Below are 19,150 nucleotides of genomic sequence, written 5' to 3'. Positions count from 1 at the left end.
GGCAACTGATTGCCCATATACTTATAAGGACAGTAACCTGTTAACGATCTACTAAAGAAAAATAGGATTTTTTTATTTTTTTTTCACAAAGGGCTTCTGTCGGATATTTTTAGCAACGCCCAACGACTCACTGATACGCCGCACGGCTATAGCCATCTGCACATCAATCGTATTTACCGAGATATTTAAAATTTCAGCCACTTCTTTATAACGAAGTCCATCTTCCCGCACCAGTTTGAAGACCATTTTGCAGCGGGAGGGTAGTCGTTCTATAGCGTCATTTACGCGGCTGAGCATTTCAGCAGTCACCAGCCGGGAAAAAGGATCATTGCCAATAGCGGCAACCGAAATAATGGTTTCGTCAAGCCCGGCAACCCTCCACTCCTGCGCCTTTGTTGCCAGCCGGTTGAGCGATTGATTCTTTACAGCTACATATAAGTACACCGAGGGATTTACAATCACCGTTATCCGCGAGCGGTTGATCCACAGCTTTGTGAACACGTCTTCCACTACTTCCTGGGCAGTATCCGGAACCCGCACCAGCGAGAGCGAGAAATGGTATAACCGTTGATAAAATAAACTGTACAAACGGGTAAACGCAATTTCATCACCTTTAATGATCCGCTGCCGCAACAGAGGCCATTCATCTTCAATATGGTCGGGACTGTTAATTGTTTTCAAAAGTTGTCAGCACAAATGTAATCATTCCCTAACAATCGTTAGAAAACATCGGGCGCCCTATATTTAAATATTCTCTAATAAGGCGGCAGACTTGTTAAATTATTTTATATGTGCGGCCATTTTATTTCTTTTTTATAAAGAAAATTCAGTGCAGCCTCTTATAAATCAAATATTTATTCGTTAATTTTGGGTGAAAAAGGGGCGAGGTGAAGTTTTATTGCTATTCAAAACAATATATTTGTAATTTACGGCTCGATTTTTGAGATGCCCCTGATTTTTTTTAAATATGGCTTTAGGACAATCACTACAACAAAAACTTTTACAAAAGTTATCGCCCCAGCAAATTCAGCTGATGAAATTGCTGCAGGTTCCTACAGCCAACCTGGAAGAGCGGATCAAAGAAGAAATGGAAGAGAACCCGGCCCTGGAGCTGGATGAAGGCAAGCACAGCGATGACGGGGAACTGAAAGATGAATTCACTGATGGGTCCGACTCCCTGGATGACTCGGAGCATGGGCAGGACGATTACGATACCATTGACGTAAGCGATTATGTGCATGATGGGGATGACGATATCGCCGACTATAAAACCAGGGAAGATCATTACGGGGATGACGAAAACCGGCAACTGCCCGTAAAAACAGAGACCAGCTTTTACGATACTCTGGAAAACCAGTTGGGCCTGCTTTCCCTTTCCGATAAAGAACATCAGGTTGCACAGCATATCATTGGCAGCATTGACGAAGATGGATACCTGCGGAGAGATACCCCGGCATTGGTAGATGACCTGGCTTTTCGTCAGAATATAGAAACCACCGTGGAGGAAGTGGAAAGCATCATCCAGAAGATCCAGCAATTTGACCCTCCGGGTGTGGGTGCGCGCGACCTTACAGAATGCCTGCTCCTGCAGTTGAGACGCCAGAAGCACGAGGGCAAAGATGTAGATAAAGCCATCCTGGCCATTGAAAAGTACTTTGACGAGTTTACCAAAAAACATTATGAAAAAATACAGCGTGGCCTTGGCTTAACCGAGGATGAGCTGAAGGAGGTAATGCAGCAGATTGTGAAGCTGAACCCCAAGCCGGGCGGCAATATTGGCGCGGTAAATAAGGCGGAGAGTTATGTGGTCCCCGACTTTTTTATCCTCAACAATAATGGCAAGCTGGAGCTTACCCTCAACAGCCGCAATGCCCCGGAGCTGCGCATCAGCGAAGGCTACCGCGATATGATGAAGGAGTATGACCGCGGTTCTAAAAAAGACAAACAGCAAAAAGAGGCGGTACTGTTCATCAAACAAAAGATCGATGCGGCAAAATGGTTTATTGATGCCATCCGCCAGCGCCAGCATACCCTGCTGGATACCATGTCCGCCATTATGGACCACCAGGAAGAATTTTTTCTTACCGGCGATGAAACCACGCTGCGCCCCATGATCCTGAAAGATATTGCGGAAAAAACCAACCTGGATATTTCTACCGTAAGCCGTGTAGCCAACAGCAAGTTTGTTCAAACGGAGTTTGGTACCTACCGGTTAAAATTCTTCTTCAGCGAATCACTGAGCACCGATAGCGGTGAAGAGGTTTCGACCCGTGAGGTGAAGAAAATACTCACCGATCTTATCGAAAGCGAAAGCAAAAAACACCCGTACAGCGATGAGAAACTAACGGAAATGCTGCAGGAAAAAGGCTACAACATCGCGCGCCGTACCGTGGCCAAATATCGCGAACAACTGAATATTCCCGTGGCAAGGTTACGAAAAGAGCTGGTTTAGGCCTTCGGCATTTGAAGTTTCAGGTTTAAAGTTTCAGGTTGGGGCTGCACGCCGACCATCATAACCTTTCCGGCATCATAATTTTAAAGCTTAAACATCAAACGTTAAACAAGCTGGTGGTAACCGGAAACCGGGCATTTATACCAATTGCAGCTTTGCCACTTTGGGATCTACTTCCACCAGGTCATGTTCAAAATTCAGCTTTATCCTCCATTTCTGAAGTGTGGCGGCCCCAATAATAGCTTCCTCGCTTAAACCAGGTACTACCAAAAATTCATCGGAGAGCAGCACATCATTGATATAAAAATCGAGTGTAACTCTCTCGCTAATTTCTATATAATGCCCCTCACTTGCGGTGGATAATCGCCTTACCCGTCCTAAATTTATGGGTTCCTCTAACTCATTTAAACGCTCCTTCCCAATACAGGAAAGATTGGCCCCACTGTCAAACAAGGTGTACAGGTGTTTTTCTCCTTTGGAGCCTACAAATAATAAGGGTAGCTTAATAACAGACATACTGAATATCTTTTATTAAAGGTACAAAATAATACAACAAGATCAGATCGTCCACTGATCGTGTACAATAGCCACCAGGTAATACCGGCCGTTTTCCAGTTTATACACCAGGCGTACCGACCTCCAGTCCATGCCTCCGTATTTTTTTGTGCCACCCAGGTAGTTTTCCGTAAACTCTGCACCGGGGTAAACCGTTTTCAGGTTGTTGATGGAATTCCCTTTTCCATAAATGGTATTTACCCCGGCCTGCTTTGCATTCAGGAAATTTCCATCATATACAAATTTCCCAAAATATTCCGCGGGAGAAAGCACGATAGGATTCCCGCTGCCGTCATAGCTACCCCAATTTACTTTCTTATTCCTGTTTGTAGTAGTTAGCTCAAGGAATGCCTCGCGGGTAAACTTTTTGTCGCTGGCCGGTTCAACGGTAGCATAGGGCGAAAAACGGATGCCTTCCTGCGGATGAATAAAGGAGTCCAGTTTTGCGTATTCTTTATTTTTAAAAAGGGTAAGAATCTCTTTTGTCGTTGCGGCGAGCACACTGTCCTTGTTCGCCTCCGTTACCTGAAACAAAGTAACGGTGTCGGTACCCACCAGCTGCATGGAGTCATGCCGTTCAGAAATATCGATACCACTGGTATCGTTATCGTCCGACCCGGGTTTTCCGCTCTTTCCTTTGCAACCATTACACCCGGCTATGATGCCTCCCATAACTAACCCGAAACCGGTTAACCATAACAATTGTTTCTTCATATCTTCTGTCCGTTTTTTGAATCTCCATACCTGCTTCCGCATCCGGGGCGCGCCTGTTATATTTCGCTCCGATAAACCGGGGAGGGTGAATTAGTGACTTTTACACATCCCAAAAGTTCATTTTTTCATCTCCGATGCATTGGAACCCAGTATAAATGTACAACACCAAATGAAGGATGTAAAATGTAAAAGGAGTATTCGTTCAGGAAAAGGAGCTTGTCTGTTTTGACTGGATCCGCTTTTGCATTTTACATTTTCTGAAGCCTTTGTGAAAGAACGATCTTTTACAGCGAATCGATTCACTTTTTTATCCCCGATGTATCGGGGCCCCGCTTAATTAAAAGGGAAGATCATCGGCCCCGTCATTCAGGTCGGAATAGGAATCCGAGGGGGCATTATCTGTAAATTGATTTCCGCCGGTGGCTCCGGCGGCGCCACCAGCCGGTTCTAATTTCCAGGCCTTTATATCGGTATACCAGCGACCATTATACTCCCGGCTTTCCACATCAAAAGAGATCGTCAGCGGCTTACCTACCTGTAACAGGCTTTCATTGATTTTATCGCCCCAGATGGATACACACACTTTTTTGGGATACTGCGCCTGTGTTTCCACGATGATATCCTGTTTTTTCCACTCGCCGTTCTTTCCCATCCCTTTTTGTAAGGGTAATACCTGAACCAAAGTACCGGTCAACTGCATCATTTCACTGCTTTATTTAAATAGTAAACAAAATTTATGCTACAAATATAGCAGCGTTCCTTCAAAGGCGTTGGAAATAATCTGTTACTTTGCACTATATGGATTCCAGAATGGTTTTAGACAGCGACAATGAATTGCGGGAAACAATTAACCGGCAGCCAAAAGTACAACGGGTTATTGCAACCATCCTTTCATATATCTTTCACCCTGTTTTTGTTCCGATATATATTATTTATTTCCTGCTGTACATAGAACCCTTCCTGTTTTATGGTACAACAGAAGACGGGCGACTGATGGTATTGCTGCAGGGAATTGTAAATTACACGTTTTTCCCCCTGGTTTCCGTGCTCCTTTTAAGAGGGCTGAAATTTATCCCCTCTATAAAACTGAAGGACCGGAAAGACCGGATCATCCCGTTCATCATCTGCAACATCTGGTATTTCTGGATCTGGTATGTATGGCGGGGATTGGAGGGCATGCCCCGGGAAATGGTCATTTTCGCCATGGGCGTATTTATGGCATCTTCCATTGGCCTGCTGATGAATATATACATGAAGGTAAGCATGCATAGTATTGCCCTGGGCACAGCCGTATCCTTTTTGTGCCTGCTGGGCTTTGAATACGGGCAGGGTATGGGCATTTACATCATCCTGGCCCTTTTTATCACCGGGCTGGTTGGTACCGCAAGGCTCCTGCTCTCGGACCATACGGCCAAAGAGGTCTATTTTGGTTTGCTTACCGGACTGGCCGGATTACTGATCGCCAATATGGTGGCGGGATAATAGCCGTTGAGGTACTAAGGTACCGAATGGAATGCTGATAGCCCTGGTTGGTAACATTTGGATTGGATTCCAGCCACATAAAACTCAGTGTTTCAGAATCTCTGTGGCATTTTCAAAAATAAATCCAAAAATATTAGTGGTATATTACTAAATTTATTAGCTTTGTATTGTTGATAAATTCATTCAAACGGACTGGGCTAAATTGTAATTTTGGTTATGGCAAAAACAGATAAAACAACAGAGATAGACATGAACAGCGAAAAGCTGAAAGCGCTTCGCCTTACAATGGATAAAATTGATAAGGATTATGGAAAAGGCAGCGTAATGCTTATGAATGAAAAAGCCGAAGTAACACAGGAAGTGATCTCCACTGGTTCTATCGGGTTGGACACGGCCCTTGGTATTGGCGGACTGCCCCGCGGGCGTATCGTTGAAATTTATGGGCCCGAGTCTTCCGGTAAAACAACCATTGCCACCCATGTAATTGCCGAAGCCCAGAAAAAGGGCGGCATGTGCGCGATCATCGATGCGGAACACGCTTTCGACAGCAGCTATGCCAAAAAACTGGGGGTAAATGTCGACAATCTTTTGATTTCCCAGCCGGATTATGGCGAACAGGCGCTGGAAATAGCCGACCGCCTGATTCTTTCCGGGGCACTGGATGTAGTAGTAATTGACTCTGTAGCAGCATTGGTACCCAAAAGTGAGTTGGAAGGAGAAATGGGTGATAGCAAAATGGGATTACATGCCCGCCTGATGAGCCAGGCATTGCGGAAATTGACCGCAACAATTGCCAAAACCAATACCATCTGCATTTTTATCAATCAGCTGCGCGAAAAAATCGGGGTAATGTTTGGCAACCCGGAAACAACCACAGGCGGTAATGCGTTGAAATTCTACGCCTCGGTACGGCTGGACATCCGCCGCTCCGCCCAGATCAAGGACGGGGACGCCGCAATTGGCAACCGCGTAAAAGTAAAAGTGGTGAAAAATAAGGTAGCGCCCCCCTTCCGCGCTGCCGAGTTTGATATCATCTTTGGCGAAGGAATTTCAAAAACCGGGGAAATTATTGATATGGGCGTTGAACTGGGCATTTTGCAAAAAAGCGGTTCCTGGTACGCCTATAACAATGATAAGCTGGGGCAGGGGCGTGACGCCGTAAAAGCCCTTTTGCTGGACAACCCCGAAATGGCCGCCGAAGTGGAAACAAAGATCCGTGAAAAGATCAAAGAAATGCAGGGATGATTTTTTGAATATAGACAGGTTAGTAAGTGCGCCCCCGCTGTAGCGGGGGCGTTTTTATTTTTCCTGATCGCGTAATCACTTTTCCCGTTTTTGAAAACCGGACAGGATGCACAGCGCTATTTTTGAAAAAAAGCCCATGTGCAACTTTAAAACACTTTGCTATGCACCCGATGGATACCTGATCGTTTGCAATGAATGCCGGCATTTTCAACTGGCATTTCAAACAACATTGCTGACCATGACGGCCCGGGACCTGCAGGTATTTCACACCCTGGTGAAAGAAAACCGGGAATACAACCCTCCGGAGACCCATACAGGCCGGAAAAACATCTACATCCCTACCCCGCTGGAAGGCCATGGTATTATTTTGAACGGCAAAGAACTGGAAGCCCTCTACCAGCTGCTCGAAACCGCAGAAGTAAACTTCAAAGCTGAGTGCCTGCTAAACCTGTTCAAAACAGCCGGCAGCTGAGAGGCTGTAAAAAAAACTGCCGCAGCGTTTTTGCTGCGGCAGAAAATTGATAAAAATATAGTAGTCCTTAGTTCTTACTGAACCTGAAATTGGCAAAATAATACACCAATGGCTGAGCGGGTGCCGTAAACGAAGATGGTTCTCCGCCAATATTAAGCACCAATACCCGGTTATGCCTGCTTAATGCCTGGGAAAGATCCAGCTTCATCTCGTACCAGGTCTGGAGCGATGCATCCGGTATTTTGTTGGCCTTTCCAAGATCCCAGCCCTGTTGTCCAAACGGACTTTCCGTTTTGAAATTCCACAGGTAGTTCATAAACCGGGGCCACAGAGACTGGTACGGCGCGTAACTGCCGGATAAACTGCTCTTGGGCGGGCAGTATATACTAAAGCGGATGTAAGGGTACTCCCTCACATTAAACTCATACTCCTTGGGCAGCATCATTACAACAGAAGCATCTTTGGCTTTGATTGACGCCTGAAACACATTTTGCAAATCGGTTCCCGCCGGATAACCGGAGCTTAGTGCTTTGGATTCTGTATTAAAATTATTGGTCTGTATCCTTCCATCAACAAAAAAGCGATCAAAAGGTATCAGCGGCTCATCCGGCATGGTTGCCAGCTCTACCACACCTTTGTCTACATAAGGCTGTAGCAAGGCGTCAATACCAAGAGAATTGGGTATATACTTCACTTTGGTAACCTGCCCCAGTTCCAGCAGATCTACCAGGAAAGAGGCATTGGCTTCGGGCATATCGCCCACGCGCCTTGCAAAATAAACCATATCGCCGCCACCAACGGTATCTTTAACGCTATTGGCGTTGTACGTAGTCGTGGTCATTTGAAACAGGGTTCCCCCGGTAAGATCAATTTCTTTTACACCGGGAAAATAAAAAAGATCCTGCAATGAACCGGTATTCGCAGGGAAAGTAAGCTTTTGAGTGGACGCTGTTCCGTTTGCCGTAAATTCTGTAACGCCATTGGCCTTAAGAATGTCCAGCTCCGCCGGCTTAAATACAGTAGTAGCAGTGGGCGTGTTGATCTGCACGGTCCGGTCCAGTATCAGCGTATCTAAAATAGGGGCATTGTTTACTTTGGGAACTATTTTATAATGCAGGCTTGCCTGTGCGGTTGAGCCCGGGGCCAGGTTACCCATAAATATACGGGGCTTTTGCGCCCGCACGCCATCTCTTGCTGCCCCGTCTTTATCTTTATAGGAAAAGTTCATTCCATAGTAGTCCAGCAAAATGGATGACAGGCCGGCCGGCCAGTCGAGCACCACATTGGATGGCGAGGCCAGCACCCTTGGGGCAGATACCTCCAGCTGATCCAGATCCTGTTTTGTATAGGGGATCACTGCAATTTCCTGTGGTACCGATTTGTTATCAAACTCATCCAGCGTATATACTTTAATGCGATATAGTTTTGACTGGGTCAGTTCTGTTACATTTACCCAGGAAACCAGGGAGTCGATCACAATTTTTTTGTCATCGTATTCAACAATGGTTTTTTTTGATTTTCCCATATTCATTTGGGACGATGGGATCCGGCCTGCCTTCACCAGGTCTAATTCTACCCGCTCGTACCCGATCCGCGCCGCAATGGTATCAAATTTACCGGGATAAACCAGTTCACCGGCATACTGTTCAATATTATCATACATCCTGCTGCAGGCAGTAATAGCCAACAGCCCGATGAGAAGACCTATATAACTTTTTTTAAACATAACCTTCTATTTTGGTAATGATCATTTCTTTTTTCTGCCGAACAAAGTAACTTCCGAAAGACAGTTGGCATCCTCCAGCGTATAATTACCCGAGAACCCTTTTACGGCTTCGTAACGGATCCACCGGGTTGGCTTTGTATATTGCGGATTGTCCGGATACATATACGCCATATCGCCGGCTTCCCCCTTCTTTACAAATTCAAGATCGGTAAGGCCCAGCGGAACGTCAATTTTGTTCTGCGTTACACTATCCCAGGCGCTCTTGGTTTCATCCCATATATAAACCCTGTAAATACCCACATTTTCTGTGCGGTAATACTGTCCCCTTGCGATATTGGCTAAACCACCGGAATGGCGTTGCACGGTTACAATACGGCTGATCTCATAATAATCGCCCAGGTCAATCATCAGGTTCCAGGGCATGTTTCCATCTGCCGCTCTCCCGGTACGTCCCCTGCTATGGGTATGCAAGAAATTCAGATTATCGCCCTGGTCGATGATGCCATCAATAACCTTGGCGGTGCGGCCTTCCAAACCATCACCAAACATCATGGGTACCCCTCCGATAGTATCATTGGCATTGGGGAGCCTCCAGGCGGATTTGGGGATTAGCTCGTCTTCCAATAACACCAATTCTCCCTTGTCGATCGGGTCTGTCATATTTCCGTATTTATCCTCTACCCGTACTTTTACCCGCACTTTGCCATTGGTACCCAGGACCAGGTCGTTCACAAACCGGCGGTCTGTTTCCAGGTTGGAAGAAAATACCGTGGTAAGCTTACGATCTGCACCACCCTGTTGAAACTCATAATCCACGTACACATTGATGTTTTGTTTCAGTTCATTTTTCCAATCCACAAAAAACGAGCTGAACCCGGCTCTTGCCGTCATAGAATTGGCCACCCTTGAGTAAGCAGGTTCCAGGGGCTCTACACTTACATCCAGCGGCGCCGACCGGTTTCCCGAACGATCCACGGCGTATAGCTTTACATTATGCGTTCCTGCGCTGCCAAATCCATAAACATCCAGCGAATCCTGAAAATAGGAGGCCATAAACTTAAACACCTGGTTTCTTGAGTTGGTGTACTCGGCTTCCACCCCTACCAGGTCTTCATCAGAGGGGATATTGTAGAAAAAGCGGGCGCCTCCATACAGGGGTGTATACGTTTTTAATGTGATGGCGCCGGGGGGCGTTTTATCGTTTCCCTGGGTTTTAAAGCCTTCCTGTTTTTTACAGGCAGTTATCAGTCCGATGGATAACAGTATCGGTATAATAAGGAGTTTTGTTTTCATGTTACTTTCAGTTTTCAGTGGCGGGTTACCATCCGGGGTTTTGAATCAATTTTCCATTTGTGTTCATTTCGTTCAGATCAATGGGCCACAGGCAATCCGTAATTGTAAACTTCCGCTGCTGTTTTACTTCCAGGTTAAAGAAGGTTTTGGAGTCGGCACCGGTAACTGTCCATCCCCAAATAGGAGCTGAAAAAGAATTTGGCGCCCGTTTCTGGCGAAGCATATCCCAGTAATGCTGCCCTTCAAAAGCCAGTTCAATGGAGCGTTCGTAAAGAATAATATCCCGGAGCCCTTCTTTTGTTAAATGTTTACCGGGGTCGCGCGTAAGGCTGGGGTCGGCCCATACAACTTCCACATCGGGGATGCCTGCACGGCGGCGAATCTTATTAATTTCAGCATATACTTCTGCGCCGGGCCCGGAATATTCGTTTAATGCTTCTGCCTTCATCAGGTACAGATCGGCCATCCGGATCAACGGGTAAGGAAACTTTACGGTACGCTGCCAGGCTCCGGACTGCGATTCGGGGTGCACAAATTTCTGAACGCCGATCCCGGTGGTAAGGTAATCCGTAGCATTTACCGATGAATTAAATCCACCATCTGAGTTGGCAAACATTTTGGTATTGATCCGTACCGTATGCGCCCTCCAATAGCCTCCCGTAATGCCGAGGTTTGCATAAAAACGCGGCTCCCTGTCCAGGTATAGGTTGATGGTTTCGGCGCCAGGCTGCATATATCCTCTTAAGGGATTATATGTTTGATCCAATTCGCCGGGAGTGGTTACCACTTCACTCTTCAGGTTCATATCAAATGTGCGGTCCTCATCCAGGGGTAATCCGTTCTTTGTATAGTACCGTTCCGCCATTTGGTAGGTGGCCGCCAGCCATTGCCAGGAAAAAGTGGCCGTATTGGTAACCCCATCTCCGTAACCCACCGGAAGTCGGATATTGGAAGCATGTGCAATTTCACCCTGGGCGTAATAGTCCAGGTTAGAATAACCCCAAACCACTTCCTTGTTCCAGGGATCGCAGATTACCATGCGTAGGTCATACAAGGTCTTCATAAGATCCGGATTTTGCCGTACTGCGGCAGAATCGTATAGATAAGGCTGCTTCTCGTAGGTGTACAAAGCGTGTCCGTTTGCCTCGGCCGACTGGATGGCGGCATTGATAGCATCGATGGCCTGTTTCCACTTTTCTTTGTCAAACTCCATAGAAAAGAAGGGCTTTCCATCGCTATCCAGGAAATCGCCAAAATACTCCCGGTTGCCATTGTAAAAAGGGCTGGCACGGAAAAACAGAACTCTTGCTTTTATTGCCAGCGCCACCATTTTGTCAATCTGGCCCAGGTCGTTTACCGCAGCCCGTTCCTTCAGCTGGGGAATGGCCTCGTCCATCAGGTCCAGCACATATTTAAAACAGTCCTCCACTTTGGAGCGTGGAACAAAAAGTTCATCCTTGGAAGATTCGGGCGTAGCCATTTTGGTGGGCAGCACTACCGGGCCGTAATAACGGATTAATAAAAAAACATAGTAGGCTTTCAGCATTTTTACCTGTGCAATCCAGTCGTTCCGCTCGGGTTCGGTCATGTCAGTCACATTACCTATATTCTGCAAAAACACATCACATTGACGGATGGCCTGGTACAGGGGCTTGCCGCCATTGCTGCCCATCCAGTAGCCCAGCTGCGGCGAGCTTTTTGATTGCAATCCGCGCATCACCCGGATTCCGTGCAGCTGGTTGGCGTCATCATTCAGATCCAGGCGCCCGATCCACTCATCACCCAGCAGCCAGGAAGTGTTATGCGTTTTATCATCCTGGGGTATATAACTGTATACTTTTGCAAGCGCATTCCAGGCATCTTCCTTTTTCTGGAAAATATTTTCAAGCCGCATGGTATTGTCCGGAACTACATCCAGGAACTTGGAGCAGGAAACCAGGGCCCCCACCAATACCGCAGATAAGATCGTTTTATATAGTTTCATAATTCGTTTTTTAAAAAGTCAATTGAAATCCAAGGTTAAATCTCCGGTTGGGAGGATATCCCAGTCCCTTACGTCCCATTTCCGGATCCCAGAGTTTGAACGGACCAAAAACACCCAGGTTTTCGGTGCTTAAATATATCCGGCCTCCCGGCTTAATACCGAAGCGCGCCAGGTGCTTGGGATTATAACCGATCTCTATTGATTTCATACGCAGGAAGGATCCATCGCGCAGCCACCAGGAGGACTGCCGTGTATTGTTGTCCAACGGGTCTGTAGACAACCGGGGCCAAAAGGCGTGAATATTGGGGTTGGTTTCGCTCCAATGATCTTCAGCAATAATGGCCAGGGCGTTTCTGCGACCGGCAAACGGCGCTATCCCTGCGGTGCTTGAGTTACGGGTGGTTGTTGGGTCTATAAAGAACGACACACGGGCATTTCCCTGGAAGAAAAAGCCAAAATCCACAGTCTTATATATAAGAGAGGCGCCAAACCCGTACTGGATCTCGGGTACCGTAGGATATCCCATGGCCACCCGGTCGTTGTCGTTAATAACCCCATCGCCGTTTAAATCCTTGTATTTGATATCGCCCGCCATATATCGGCCAAAGTCCTGCTTGGGCGAGTTTACGATTTCAGCTGAATCTACAAAAAGACGCTCTGCAATCAGGCCCCACTGCTGGTTGATATTATGCCCAAGACGTTTGAGATAGGCATCCGGGTAATTTTTTTCATCAATCTCTACGAGCTTATTGGTGGCGTAGGTGAAATTTCCCCGCAGCTGAAGCCAAAGGTCTTTATTGATATCCTTTGTATAATCAAGCTGGGCTTCCATTCCTTTGGAGATCACTTTACCTACGTTACCGCTAATAGAGGCTTCCAGGCCCGCTGTGGCCGGAAAATTCTGGCGTTGCATATAAATCCGGCTCCGCACTTCACGGTAGGCATCCACTACCAGTTTCAGCTTTTCATTCAAAAAGCCGGCGTCCATTCCAAAGTTCCATTTTTGCGATAGTTCCCAGGTAATATCCGGGTTAGCATAGCGGTTTACACTATAGCCGGGGTAAGCGTTCATAAATGAAGCGCCCCACCGGTAGGCGCCGCCGCCAAGGGATATATCCGACAGGTAAAAAAACCGGCCGCTGCGGCCCGCAATGGCATCGTTGCCCACGGATCCCCAGGTGGCCCGCAGCCGCATAGAGCTAACGGCATCTTTTACCGGCTCCCAGAATCGCTCATGGGAGGGCATCCAGGAAAGTCCAAAAGACGGGAAGAACCCGTATCGTTTGGAGCTGGCAAATTTTTCGGAGCCATTGTAGCCGTAGGTAAACTCAAAAAAGTATCGGCTGTCATAGTTATAGGTGGCCCGTCCGGAATTGCCCAGGTTGCGTTCGGGCAGGGTTTCATAAATCGATTCGCTGTTACCGGCGGTAAGCAGTTTTTCATCGGACATACCAACCGTCATCAGAGCAAGATTGTGCTTTCCAAAGGTGCGATCATAGCTTAAGAGTGCCTGGAAGTAATAATGCCCGTTCGCATCTCTGCCGGGAATCACATCTCCAAGATAAGGACTGCCGCTGTTGGGGTTCAGTGCAAACAGGGTATAGGCGCCCGTAACCTGGTTATAGGTTTGCAGGTCAAAATAATAGGGATTATAACTCCGGCGCCCGGTGTACTTGCTCCAGGTATCAACCGATGCACGTACTTCGGCCTTTAACCCTCTCGTAATAAATTTCAGGTCCTGGGAAAGCGTTGCATTGGTAGTGATATCGCTTTCATTACGTCCTTCGTAGCCCCTTACCATTTCCGCATAGGGATTTCTTTTGATGGACCCGCTCAGGTACGTATTCCCAAATAATGTATAATCGGCCGTGGAGCGCTTTTCGTCCGGCAGGTAGGTGGCCGGAAAATCTACCGGGTTGGCATCCATCACCATGTTAAACACATCGGTTGCCGATACAAAAGGCCCGTTGTACCGTTCAAAACGGCCCTGGATCCTTGTGTCAAGCTTGGTGGTAGGCGTCAATTTAAAAACCACGTTGGACCGGATAAAGAACCGGTTGATATCAATATTATTGTTGAAATTATTTCGCTTATCTACCTTCAGCAATCCCATATCTTTATCATACCCCATGGAAACAAAGTAGGTAGCCACCTGACCGCCGCCGGAAATATTTACATTCAGCTTTTTGTTAATCGTTGTGCTTTTGAACAAAGTGTTATACCAATCCACATTGGGAAAGATCATCGGGTTTTCCCCGCTGGCCGTTGACTGGATCTTTTGCTCGGAGTAATAAGTACCCAAAACCGGGTCGCGGGAAATACGTGCTTCGTTATAGAGTTTCATATAGGAAATACCATCCAGCATCTTAGGAATCTGGGTTGAAACAGATGAGTTCACATCAAAACGAACATTCATCCGCACCGGGCCTTCTTTCCCGGACTTGGTGTTTACCATAACAATACCGTTGGCACCCCGGGCGCCATAAAGCACCGTGGCCGTTGCATCTTTTAAAATAGAAAAGGACTCAATATCGTCCGGCTGAAGACGGGCCAGCACATCCGTGGTCGACTCAAACCCATCAATCAAAACCAGGGGGGCGCTCTGGTACCCAAAGGTGGTTACCCCCCGGATAAAGAACTGGGCATTATCTGCGCCCGGTTCGCCTGAAGGGGAAAAGGATATCATCCCCGGCACCCGGCCCGCAAATGCGCTGGTGAAGTTTGAAGATGGGATCCGCAGATCCTTTACATTAACCGTAGTAACCGCACCCACCACGGTATTCTTTTTCTGTTTACCAAAGGCAACTACTGTTACCTCATCCATTTCGCTTTTACCGGCATACAGGATAATCTCGAGGATGCTTTTTTCGCCAATCACAACCGTCAGGTCTTTTCTTCCTACATGGGAGAACAAGACAGAATCGCCTTTGGCCGCATCAATTTTAAACTCACCGTTTTGGTTGGAAGCCGCCTGAAAGGCTGTTTTGAGGTTGGTAATGGTAGCGCCAACAATAACGGTACCATCATCTGCACTTTTAATGACTCCTGTGATGCTCCTGTTTTGCCCAAATCCTGTTGCAAAGCAAAAGAACAGCAAAAGAGCGCCCAATAATCTCTTTAGAAACATTGACTGTTTAGTTTAAGTTTACTTATTATATACTGGTCAGATTTCGCACACCGGCGAAGGTGATGCAATCGTAGCTGCAAATAACTAAAATAAAATGAAACAAAATGAAATATTTTTAAGAATTAAATAAAAATTAAAAATATTTCATGAATGTTAACCCATTGTTAAATGAAATTGAAGAAATTGTTGAAAAATCGATTTTTCAACAATAATGAGGGGGTATATTGCCTGCGATTGAATTATTACCAGCCAAAAAACAGATAAGCTTATAAAATCTTTTTAAATCGCTTTCGCCGGGAAAACCTAACGCAAGCATCAGCTGTCTTTCAGAGAAGCAGGATCCGTTTCGGGTTCGGGCAAACCCAGACCTGCCATTTCGGTATAGACGGATTCATTGACCCTGAAGCCCCATTTCCTGAAAAACCGGCTTAAGTTCTTACCGGAAATCGTGCAGGCTTTTAACATAAAATAACGCATCTTATCGGCATCCACAGATAAATTGGGTTTTTCCATACGGGTTTGCTGATGCAGTTTAATATAAAAATTATCGCCAAATGCCAGCCACAACTGATGAAACATAAACAGCCGGGTAAAATTGCCATCCGCCATCTGGATATTGGAGTTAAAATCTTTGTCGGAGTTGGTTAGCGCCAGGAAATTCATCGCATTTGTTGTCGTTGTCCCTTTAAGCCGCGTGGCACCGCCACCATTAATGGCCCGCTCCGCAGCCATCGTATATACATTTACAGTTACTTCTCCCAATACCGACCATTTCCAGGCCTGCTGCTGATGCATGTGCCCCAGCTCATGCCAGGCGCCCCAGCCGCTTGCGATGATCTTTTGAGCGTTTAATGCCTCATCCATTAAGCCGGGGGCAAACCAGGTGCGGTAATAACTCGCCACACCCCATATATTGCGTTTGTTGGACTCGGTCATCAGTATTTTATGTACGGGCAACTGGTGCTCGGGTGCAGAACCATCTAACCCGCTGATATAGTTTTCGCCCGCATCGACTCCTTTGTCGATGGTGCGCAAAATAAAATTCGCAGCATCCCCGCTGGTGTTCAGCGCCCGGTTTCTTTTAAAAACGAGGTACACGTTTTTGTTGAGCAGCAATACGGCCGGCGATTGCGTATAGGTATTCAGCTGCGCCTGCCAATCGGTAGTCTGGTCTTTTATAAATATGGGAGTTCTTACCATACCTGCTTGAAACGTAACGCGCACTTTTGCCGAAGGAGTGCCGGTGGTAGTATAACGGATCCACAGCAATCCTCCCAGCGGATCGGCGGTAATGGTGTTGGCTCCGGATTTTAGCTGCACCGATAACGGATCCCAGCGAAGCGTATCAAAAGAGTAGGTCCCTATCAGCAGCTTTGGAAGCGTGGTTCCGGCAAGCTGCTCCACTTTTAACGTCAATGCTGTATTCGGTGGCAGGTAAAATCCCGTAGGTTCAAAATCAGACCAGGGGTTGCCCTGTCGCAGCCGGTCTATGGACTCTTTAAAGGCATCGGTTTTTTCATTAAACTCCTGTACATTGGAGCCAATGGCATTTTTTGCTACCTTCACCGGAACATCCCGTTTTGGAGAATTAGCGGGTTCCCCACCCTTAGCCAGGGTATTTTCCGTTTTTACCGGGGCGGCCTTTTGACAACCAGGGGCTGTTAACATCAAAAAGCAGAAGATAAGGCAGGGCATCTGAATTACCGTTAATTTCATACTTGACATGCAGTTTTTTGAATAATGATTCAACAAAAATTGTGCTTAACTATCGAACAAACGATTGCACAGTTTTCCTAAGTATAGGAAGCATGTATAAAAAAGTGGCTCCGGATTTAAAACATGAATATAAAAAGATGAGTTCCGATCAACCCCGTTTCGAAGACTTTTGCTCCGCGGCTATCCACGGAGTTCAGGACGAAGGAAGCCTGCATAGCCACGCAATCCCCATCCATGCCACATCTACCTTTGTGTTTGACAGTGCCGAGCAGGGTATGAACCGCTTTGCCGGAAAGGAGCCGGGCTATATTTATTCCCGCTTTGCCAATCCTACTACTACGGCTGCCGAAAAGCTGGTTGCTTCCCTGGAGGCTTTTGGATTAAAAAATGAAGCAGGCGAACCGCTGCAACTGAAAGCATTGCTTCATGCCAGCGGGCAGGGGGCTCTTTCTACGCTTTGCTTTTCTTTATTAAAAAGCGGGGATATGGTGTTAACCAACACTGCGCTTTATGGTGGCACGCATGAGTTCTTTGCCTACCTTTTGGCCAGGTCCGGCATTGATACCCTGTTCATCGATCTTGCGGACCTGCATGCCGTAGACCAGGCATTAAAACAGCATCCGCAGATCCGCCTTGTTCATATTGAGTCGCCTACTAACCCGCTGATGGGCTGTACCGATATTGAAGCCCTTTGCAAACTGGCGGCTCCTTACGGTATCAAAGTGAGTATGGACAATACCTTTGCCACTCCTTATCTGCAACAGCCTTTCGCCTTTGGGGCCGACTTTGTTTACCACTCCACCACCAAATTCTTAAATGGCCATGGCACGGCTATTGGAGGCGCCCTGGTAGGAAAAGACCTGGATTTTATGAACACCACTGCCACAAAGGTCTATAAACTCTTGGGTGCAAATAGTAACGCATTTGATGCCTTTTTGTTGATCAACGGCATCAAAACCCTTCCCCTGCGAATGCGCCAGCACAGCGCTAATGCAGAACGTATTGCCGCCTGGCTGGATGCACACCCCTCCGTAGCAAAAGTGAACTATAACGGACTGAAAACACATCCTGACTATGCGCTAAGTACCCGCCAGATGCGGCACCCCGGTGCGGTACTCAGCTTTGAATTAAAGGGAGGCATTGCCGCCGGCAAACAATTCATCAACCGTCTGCAGATGTGCACCCGGGCGGTATCGCTGGGCACCGTAGACACGCTGATTTCGCACCCTGCCTCCATGTCGCACGCTATCATGAAGCCTGAGGAGCGACTAAAAGCAGGCATCACCGATGGATTGATCCGGATGAGCGTAGGTATTGAAGCTGCAGAAGATATTCTTGCCGACCTGGAGCAGGCTCTTTCGGGGTCACCGGCTTAGCTCAATGCTATTTTTCCTTGTCTGGAGCCTGTGCTATTTTTTCTACAAGCGAAATATCAACTCCTGCGAAATTTGCTATTTCGGCAATAGTAAACCGATCTGCGATCAGCATTTTTTTTATAACCTCGCGACTTTTTTGTTCAATTCCCTGCTCAATTCCCTGCTCAATGCCTTGTTCAATGCCTTGTTCAATGCCCTCCGCCAAGCCCTTGGCCATTTCTCTTTCTTTCAAAGTTTCTAGCACTGCATATTCCGTCCATCTGTCTAAAACATCTTTTTGGTACAACATAAATTCCTCCGGTTTTAAATTGGCTACCTCAGCAATTTTAAATAGTTTCTGAAATATTCTCTTATGTAAAATTACCGGAATTTTTTCTAGTTTAGCCATATTGCGCAATACATAGAGCCAGCGTTCCAGGTCCGTTTTTATATCCTTTTCCTCCAGACTAAAATTAGGTACTTCTAAAAATATAAAACCCAGTTTTTTATAAAATATTTCCCCGGTTTCTTCTTCAGTCAGCCGTACCCAATGCAGGTATTTGCCAGGCGTGGTATTGTCTAAATAAAAATTCATCAATCCAATAAAATACACTTCCCTCAATTCAAAATTCCAATGTTTACTTCCTTTTGGACCCTGCTCATGTAATTTGCTGGCGGTGTAAAACAGGGCCCGATCCGTAAAAAACTTCTGATCAACTCTTTGTACTTCAATAATAAAGACTTCCCCATTTGCACCCGTACAGGTTAAGTCAAAAATGGCCTTGCGGTAATGCTTCGCCGGGCCGCCGTTTTCCTGCGGATCATATACAAGGTCCCGTATTATCTTACGTCCCTTAAATAATTCATTCAAAAATGCAATAAGTAACTCTTTATGCGGTTCCGATCCGAAAATTCGCTTAAAACCAAAATCAGTTAAGGGGTCGATGTACCGATTCAAAGGTATTTCCATAGTGTTTTTCATATCTGTTTTATTTAAAGGCGCATTTCAAATATACAAAAAAACAACTA

At 46.5% G+C, this 19,150-nt stretch carries 15 protein-coding genes; 5 read left to right on the top strand and 10 right to left on the bottom strand.

The genetic code is table 11. The features are described 5' to 3' along the window. Nucleotides 1-72: 72 nt before the first annotated feature. Complete coding sequence (locus tag GGU45_RS07775) at nt 73-681, bottom strand: RNA polymerase sigma-70 factor (protein WP_435223546.1); 609 nt, start codon at nt 679-681, stop codon at nt 73-75. A 286-nt stretch (nt 682-967) separates the two neighbouring features. Between GGU45_RS07775 and rpoN the strand changes: the two genes are divergently transcribed. After that, a complete protein-coding gene (gene rpoN / locus GGU45_RS07770) occupies nt 968-2,452 on the top strand; it encodes an RNA polymerase factor sigma-54 (RefSeq protein ID WP_435223545.1) in 1,485 nt (494 codons plus the stop codon). 138 nt (nt 2,453-2,590) lie between these two features. Here rpoN and GGU45_RS07765 read toward each other — a convergent pair whose 3' ends face one another. The 3 genes from GGU45_RS07765 to GGU45_RS07755 form a co-directional block, all read right to left on the bottom strand. Beyond that, a complete protein-coding gene (locus GGU45_RS07765; RefSeq protein ID WP_435223543.1) occupies nt 2,591-2,968 on the bottom strand; it encodes a pepsin/retropepsin-like aspartic protease family protein in 378 nt (125 codons plus the stop codon). A gap of 42 nt (nt 2,969-3,010) precedes the next feature. Then, a complete protein-coding gene (locus tag GGU45_RS07760; RefSeq protein ID WP_435223541.1) occupies nt 3,011-3,721 on the bottom strand; it encodes a hypothetical protein in 711 nt (236 codons plus the stop codon). Between the two features lie 337 nt (nt 3,722-4,058). Further along, the gene (locus GGU45_RS07755; RefSeq protein ID WP_435223539.1) at nt 4,059-4,424 is read right to left on the bottom strand and encodes a DUF3127 domain-containing protein; all 366 of its coding nucleotides are present in this window, start codon (nt 4,422-4,424) and stop codon (nt 4,059-4,061) included. A gap of 95 nt (nt 4,425-4,519) precedes the next feature. On the opposite strand from GGU45_RS07755, the gene GGU45_RS07750 reads away from it, so the two are divergent. From GGU45_RS07750 to GGU45_RS07740, 3 genes are all read left to right on the top strand, one after another. After that, nucleotides 4,520-5,203: a hypothetical protein gene (locus GGU45_RS07750; protein WP_435223537.1), complete on the top strand. Its 684-nt coding sequence runs from the start codon at nt 4,520-4,522 to the stop codon at nt 5,201-5,203. Between the two features lie 216 nt (nt 5,204-5,419). Then, nucleotides 5,420-6,448, top strand: coding sequence for a recombinase RecA (recA, locus tag GGU45_RS07745; protein ID WP_435223535.1), 1,029 nt, complete (start codon nt 5,420-5,422; stop codon nt 6,446-6,448). 106 nt (nt 6,449-6,554) lie between these two features. After that, on the top strand, nt 6,555-6,920 hold the full coding sequence (locus GGU45_RS07740) for a DUF6686 family protein (protein ID WP_435223534.1): 366 nt from the start codon (nt 6,555-6,557) through the stop codon (nt 6,918-6,920). Between the two features lie 67 nt (nt 6,921-6,987). Here GGU45_RS07740 and GGU45_RS07735 read toward each other — a convergent pair whose 3' ends face one another. The 5 genes from GGU45_RS07735 to GGU45_RS07715 all read right to left on the bottom strand — a co-directional run bounded on the left by GGU45_RS07735 (nt 6,988) and on the right by GGU45_RS07715 (nt 16,766). Then, entirely contained in the window at nt 6,988-8,646 is a 1,659-nt protein-coding gene (locus tag GGU45_RS07735; protein WP_435223532.1) for a DUF4998 domain-containing protein, read from the bottom strand. 21 nt (nt 8,647-8,667) lie between these two features. Continuing rightward, entirely contained in the window at nt 8,668-9,939 is a 1,272-nt protein-coding gene (locus GGU45_RS07730) for a DUF4959 domain-containing protein (RefSeq protein ID WP_435223530.1), read from the bottom strand. 25 nt (nt 9,940-9,964) lie between these two features. Beyond that, on the bottom strand, nt 9,965-11,923 hold the full coding sequence (locus tag GGU45_RS07725; RefSeq protein WP_435223529.1) for a RagB/SusD family nutrient uptake outer membrane protein: 1,959 nt from the start codon (nt 11,921-11,923) through the stop codon (nt 9,965-9,967). Between the two features lie 10 nt (nt 11,924-11,933). After that, nucleotides 11,934-15,050 (bottom strand): SusC/RagA family TonB-linked outer membrane protein, encoded by a 3,117-nt coding sequence (locus tag GGU45_RS07720; RefSeq protein ID WP_435223527.1) that lies wholly within the window; start codon nt 15,048-15,050, stop codon nt 11,934-11,936. Between the two features lie 315 nt (nt 15,051-15,365). Then, nucleotides 15,366-16,766, bottom strand: coding sequence for a M60 family metallopeptidase (locus GGU45_RS07715; protein WP_435223525.1), 1,401 nt, complete (start codon nt 16,764-16,766; stop codon nt 15,366-15,368). Between the two features lie 137 nt (nt 16,767-16,903). On the opposite strand from GGU45_RS07715, the gene GGU45_RS07710 reads away from it, so the two are divergent. Continuing rightward, the gene (locus GGU45_RS07710) at nt 16,904-18,142 is read left to right on the top strand and encodes a trans-sulfuration enzyme family protein (RefSeq protein WP_435223523.1); all 1,239 of its coding nucleotides are present in this window, start codon (nt 16,904-16,906) and stop codon (nt 18,140-18,142) included. A gap of 7 nt (nt 18,143-18,149) precedes the next feature. Here the strand turns inward: GGU45_RS07710 and GGU45_RS07705 are convergent, their stop codons facing one another. Continuing rightward, nucleotides 18,150-19,103 carry an Rpn family recombination-promoting nuclease/putative transposase gene (locus GGU45_RS07705; RefSeq protein WP_435223521.1) on the bottom strand — a complete coding sequence of 318 codons (954 nt, stop codon included), beginning with the start codon at nt 19,101-19,103 and terminating at the stop codon, nt 18,150-18,152. Nucleotides 19,104-19,150 lie beyond the last annotated feature (47 nt).

This window comes from Niabella hirudinis, assembly GCF_051201075.1.
Lineage (GTDB): Bacteria > Bacteroidota > Bacteroidia > Chitinophagales > Chitinophagaceae > Niabella > Niabella hirudinis.
This window is presented reverse-complemented; position numbering and strand designations above follow the sequence as displayed.

What these genes read in the sequence shown, in the direction of transcription:
- GGU45_RS07750 (WP_435223537.1), top strand. Translation starts at nt 4,520, where the DNA reads ATGGATTCCAGAATGGTTTTAGACAGCGACAATGAATTGCGGGAAACA.
- GGU45_RS07735 (WP_435223532.1), bottom strand. Translation starts at nt 8,646, where the DNA reads ATGTTTAAAAAAAGTTATATAGGTCTTCTCATCGGGCTGTTGGCTATT.
- GGU45_RS07710 (WP_435223523.1), top strand. Translation starts at nt 16,904, where the DNA reads ATGAGTTCCGATCAACCCCGTTTCGAAGACTTTTGCTCCGCGGCTATC.
- GGU45_RS07740 (WP_435223534.1), top strand. Translation starts at nt 6,555, where the DNA reads ATGCACAGCGCTATTTTTGAAAAAAAGCCCATGTGCAACTTTAAAACA.
- GGU45_RS07720 (WP_435223527.1), bottom strand. Translation starts at nt 15,050, where the DNA reads ATGTTTCTAAAGAGATTATTGGGCGCTCTTTTGCTGTTCTTTTGCTTT.
- rpoN (WP_435223545.1), top strand. Translation starts at nt 968, where the DNA reads ATGGCTTTAGGACAATCACTACAACAAAAACTTTTACAAAAGTTATCG.
- GGU45_RS07725 (WP_435223529.1), bottom strand. Translation starts at nt 11,923, where the DNA reads ATGAAACTATATAAAACGATCTTATCTGCGGTATTGGTGGGGGCCCTG.
- GGU45_RS07765 (WP_435223543.1), bottom strand. Translation starts at nt 2,968, where the DNA reads ATGTCTGTTATTAAGCTACCCTTATTATTTGTAGGCTCCAAAGGAGAA.
- GGU45_RS07715 (WP_435223525.1), bottom strand. Translation starts at nt 16,766, where the DNA reads ATGAAATTAACGGTAATTCAGATGCCCTGCCTTATCTTCTGCTTTTTG.
- GGU45_RS07760 (WP_435223541.1), bottom strand. Translation starts at nt 3,721, where the DNA reads ATGAAGAAACAATTGTTATGGTTAACCGGTTTCGGGTTAGTTATGGGA.
- recA (WP_435223535.1), top strand. Translation starts at nt 5,420, where the DNA reads ATGGCAAAAACAGATAAAACAACAGAGATAGACATGAACAGCGAAAAG.
- GGU45_RS07705 (WP_435223521.1), bottom strand. Translation starts at nt 19,103, where the DNA reads ATGAAAAACACTATGGAAATACCTTTGAATCGGTACATCGACCCCTTA.
- GGU45_RS07755 (WP_435223539.1), bottom strand. Translation starts at nt 4,424, where the DNA reads ATGATGCAGTTGACCGGTACTTTGGTTCAGGTATTACCCTTACAAAAA.
- GGU45_RS07730 (WP_435223530.1), bottom strand. Translation starts at nt 9,939, where the DNA reads ATGAAAACAAAACTCCTTATTATACCGATACTGTTATCCATCGGACTG.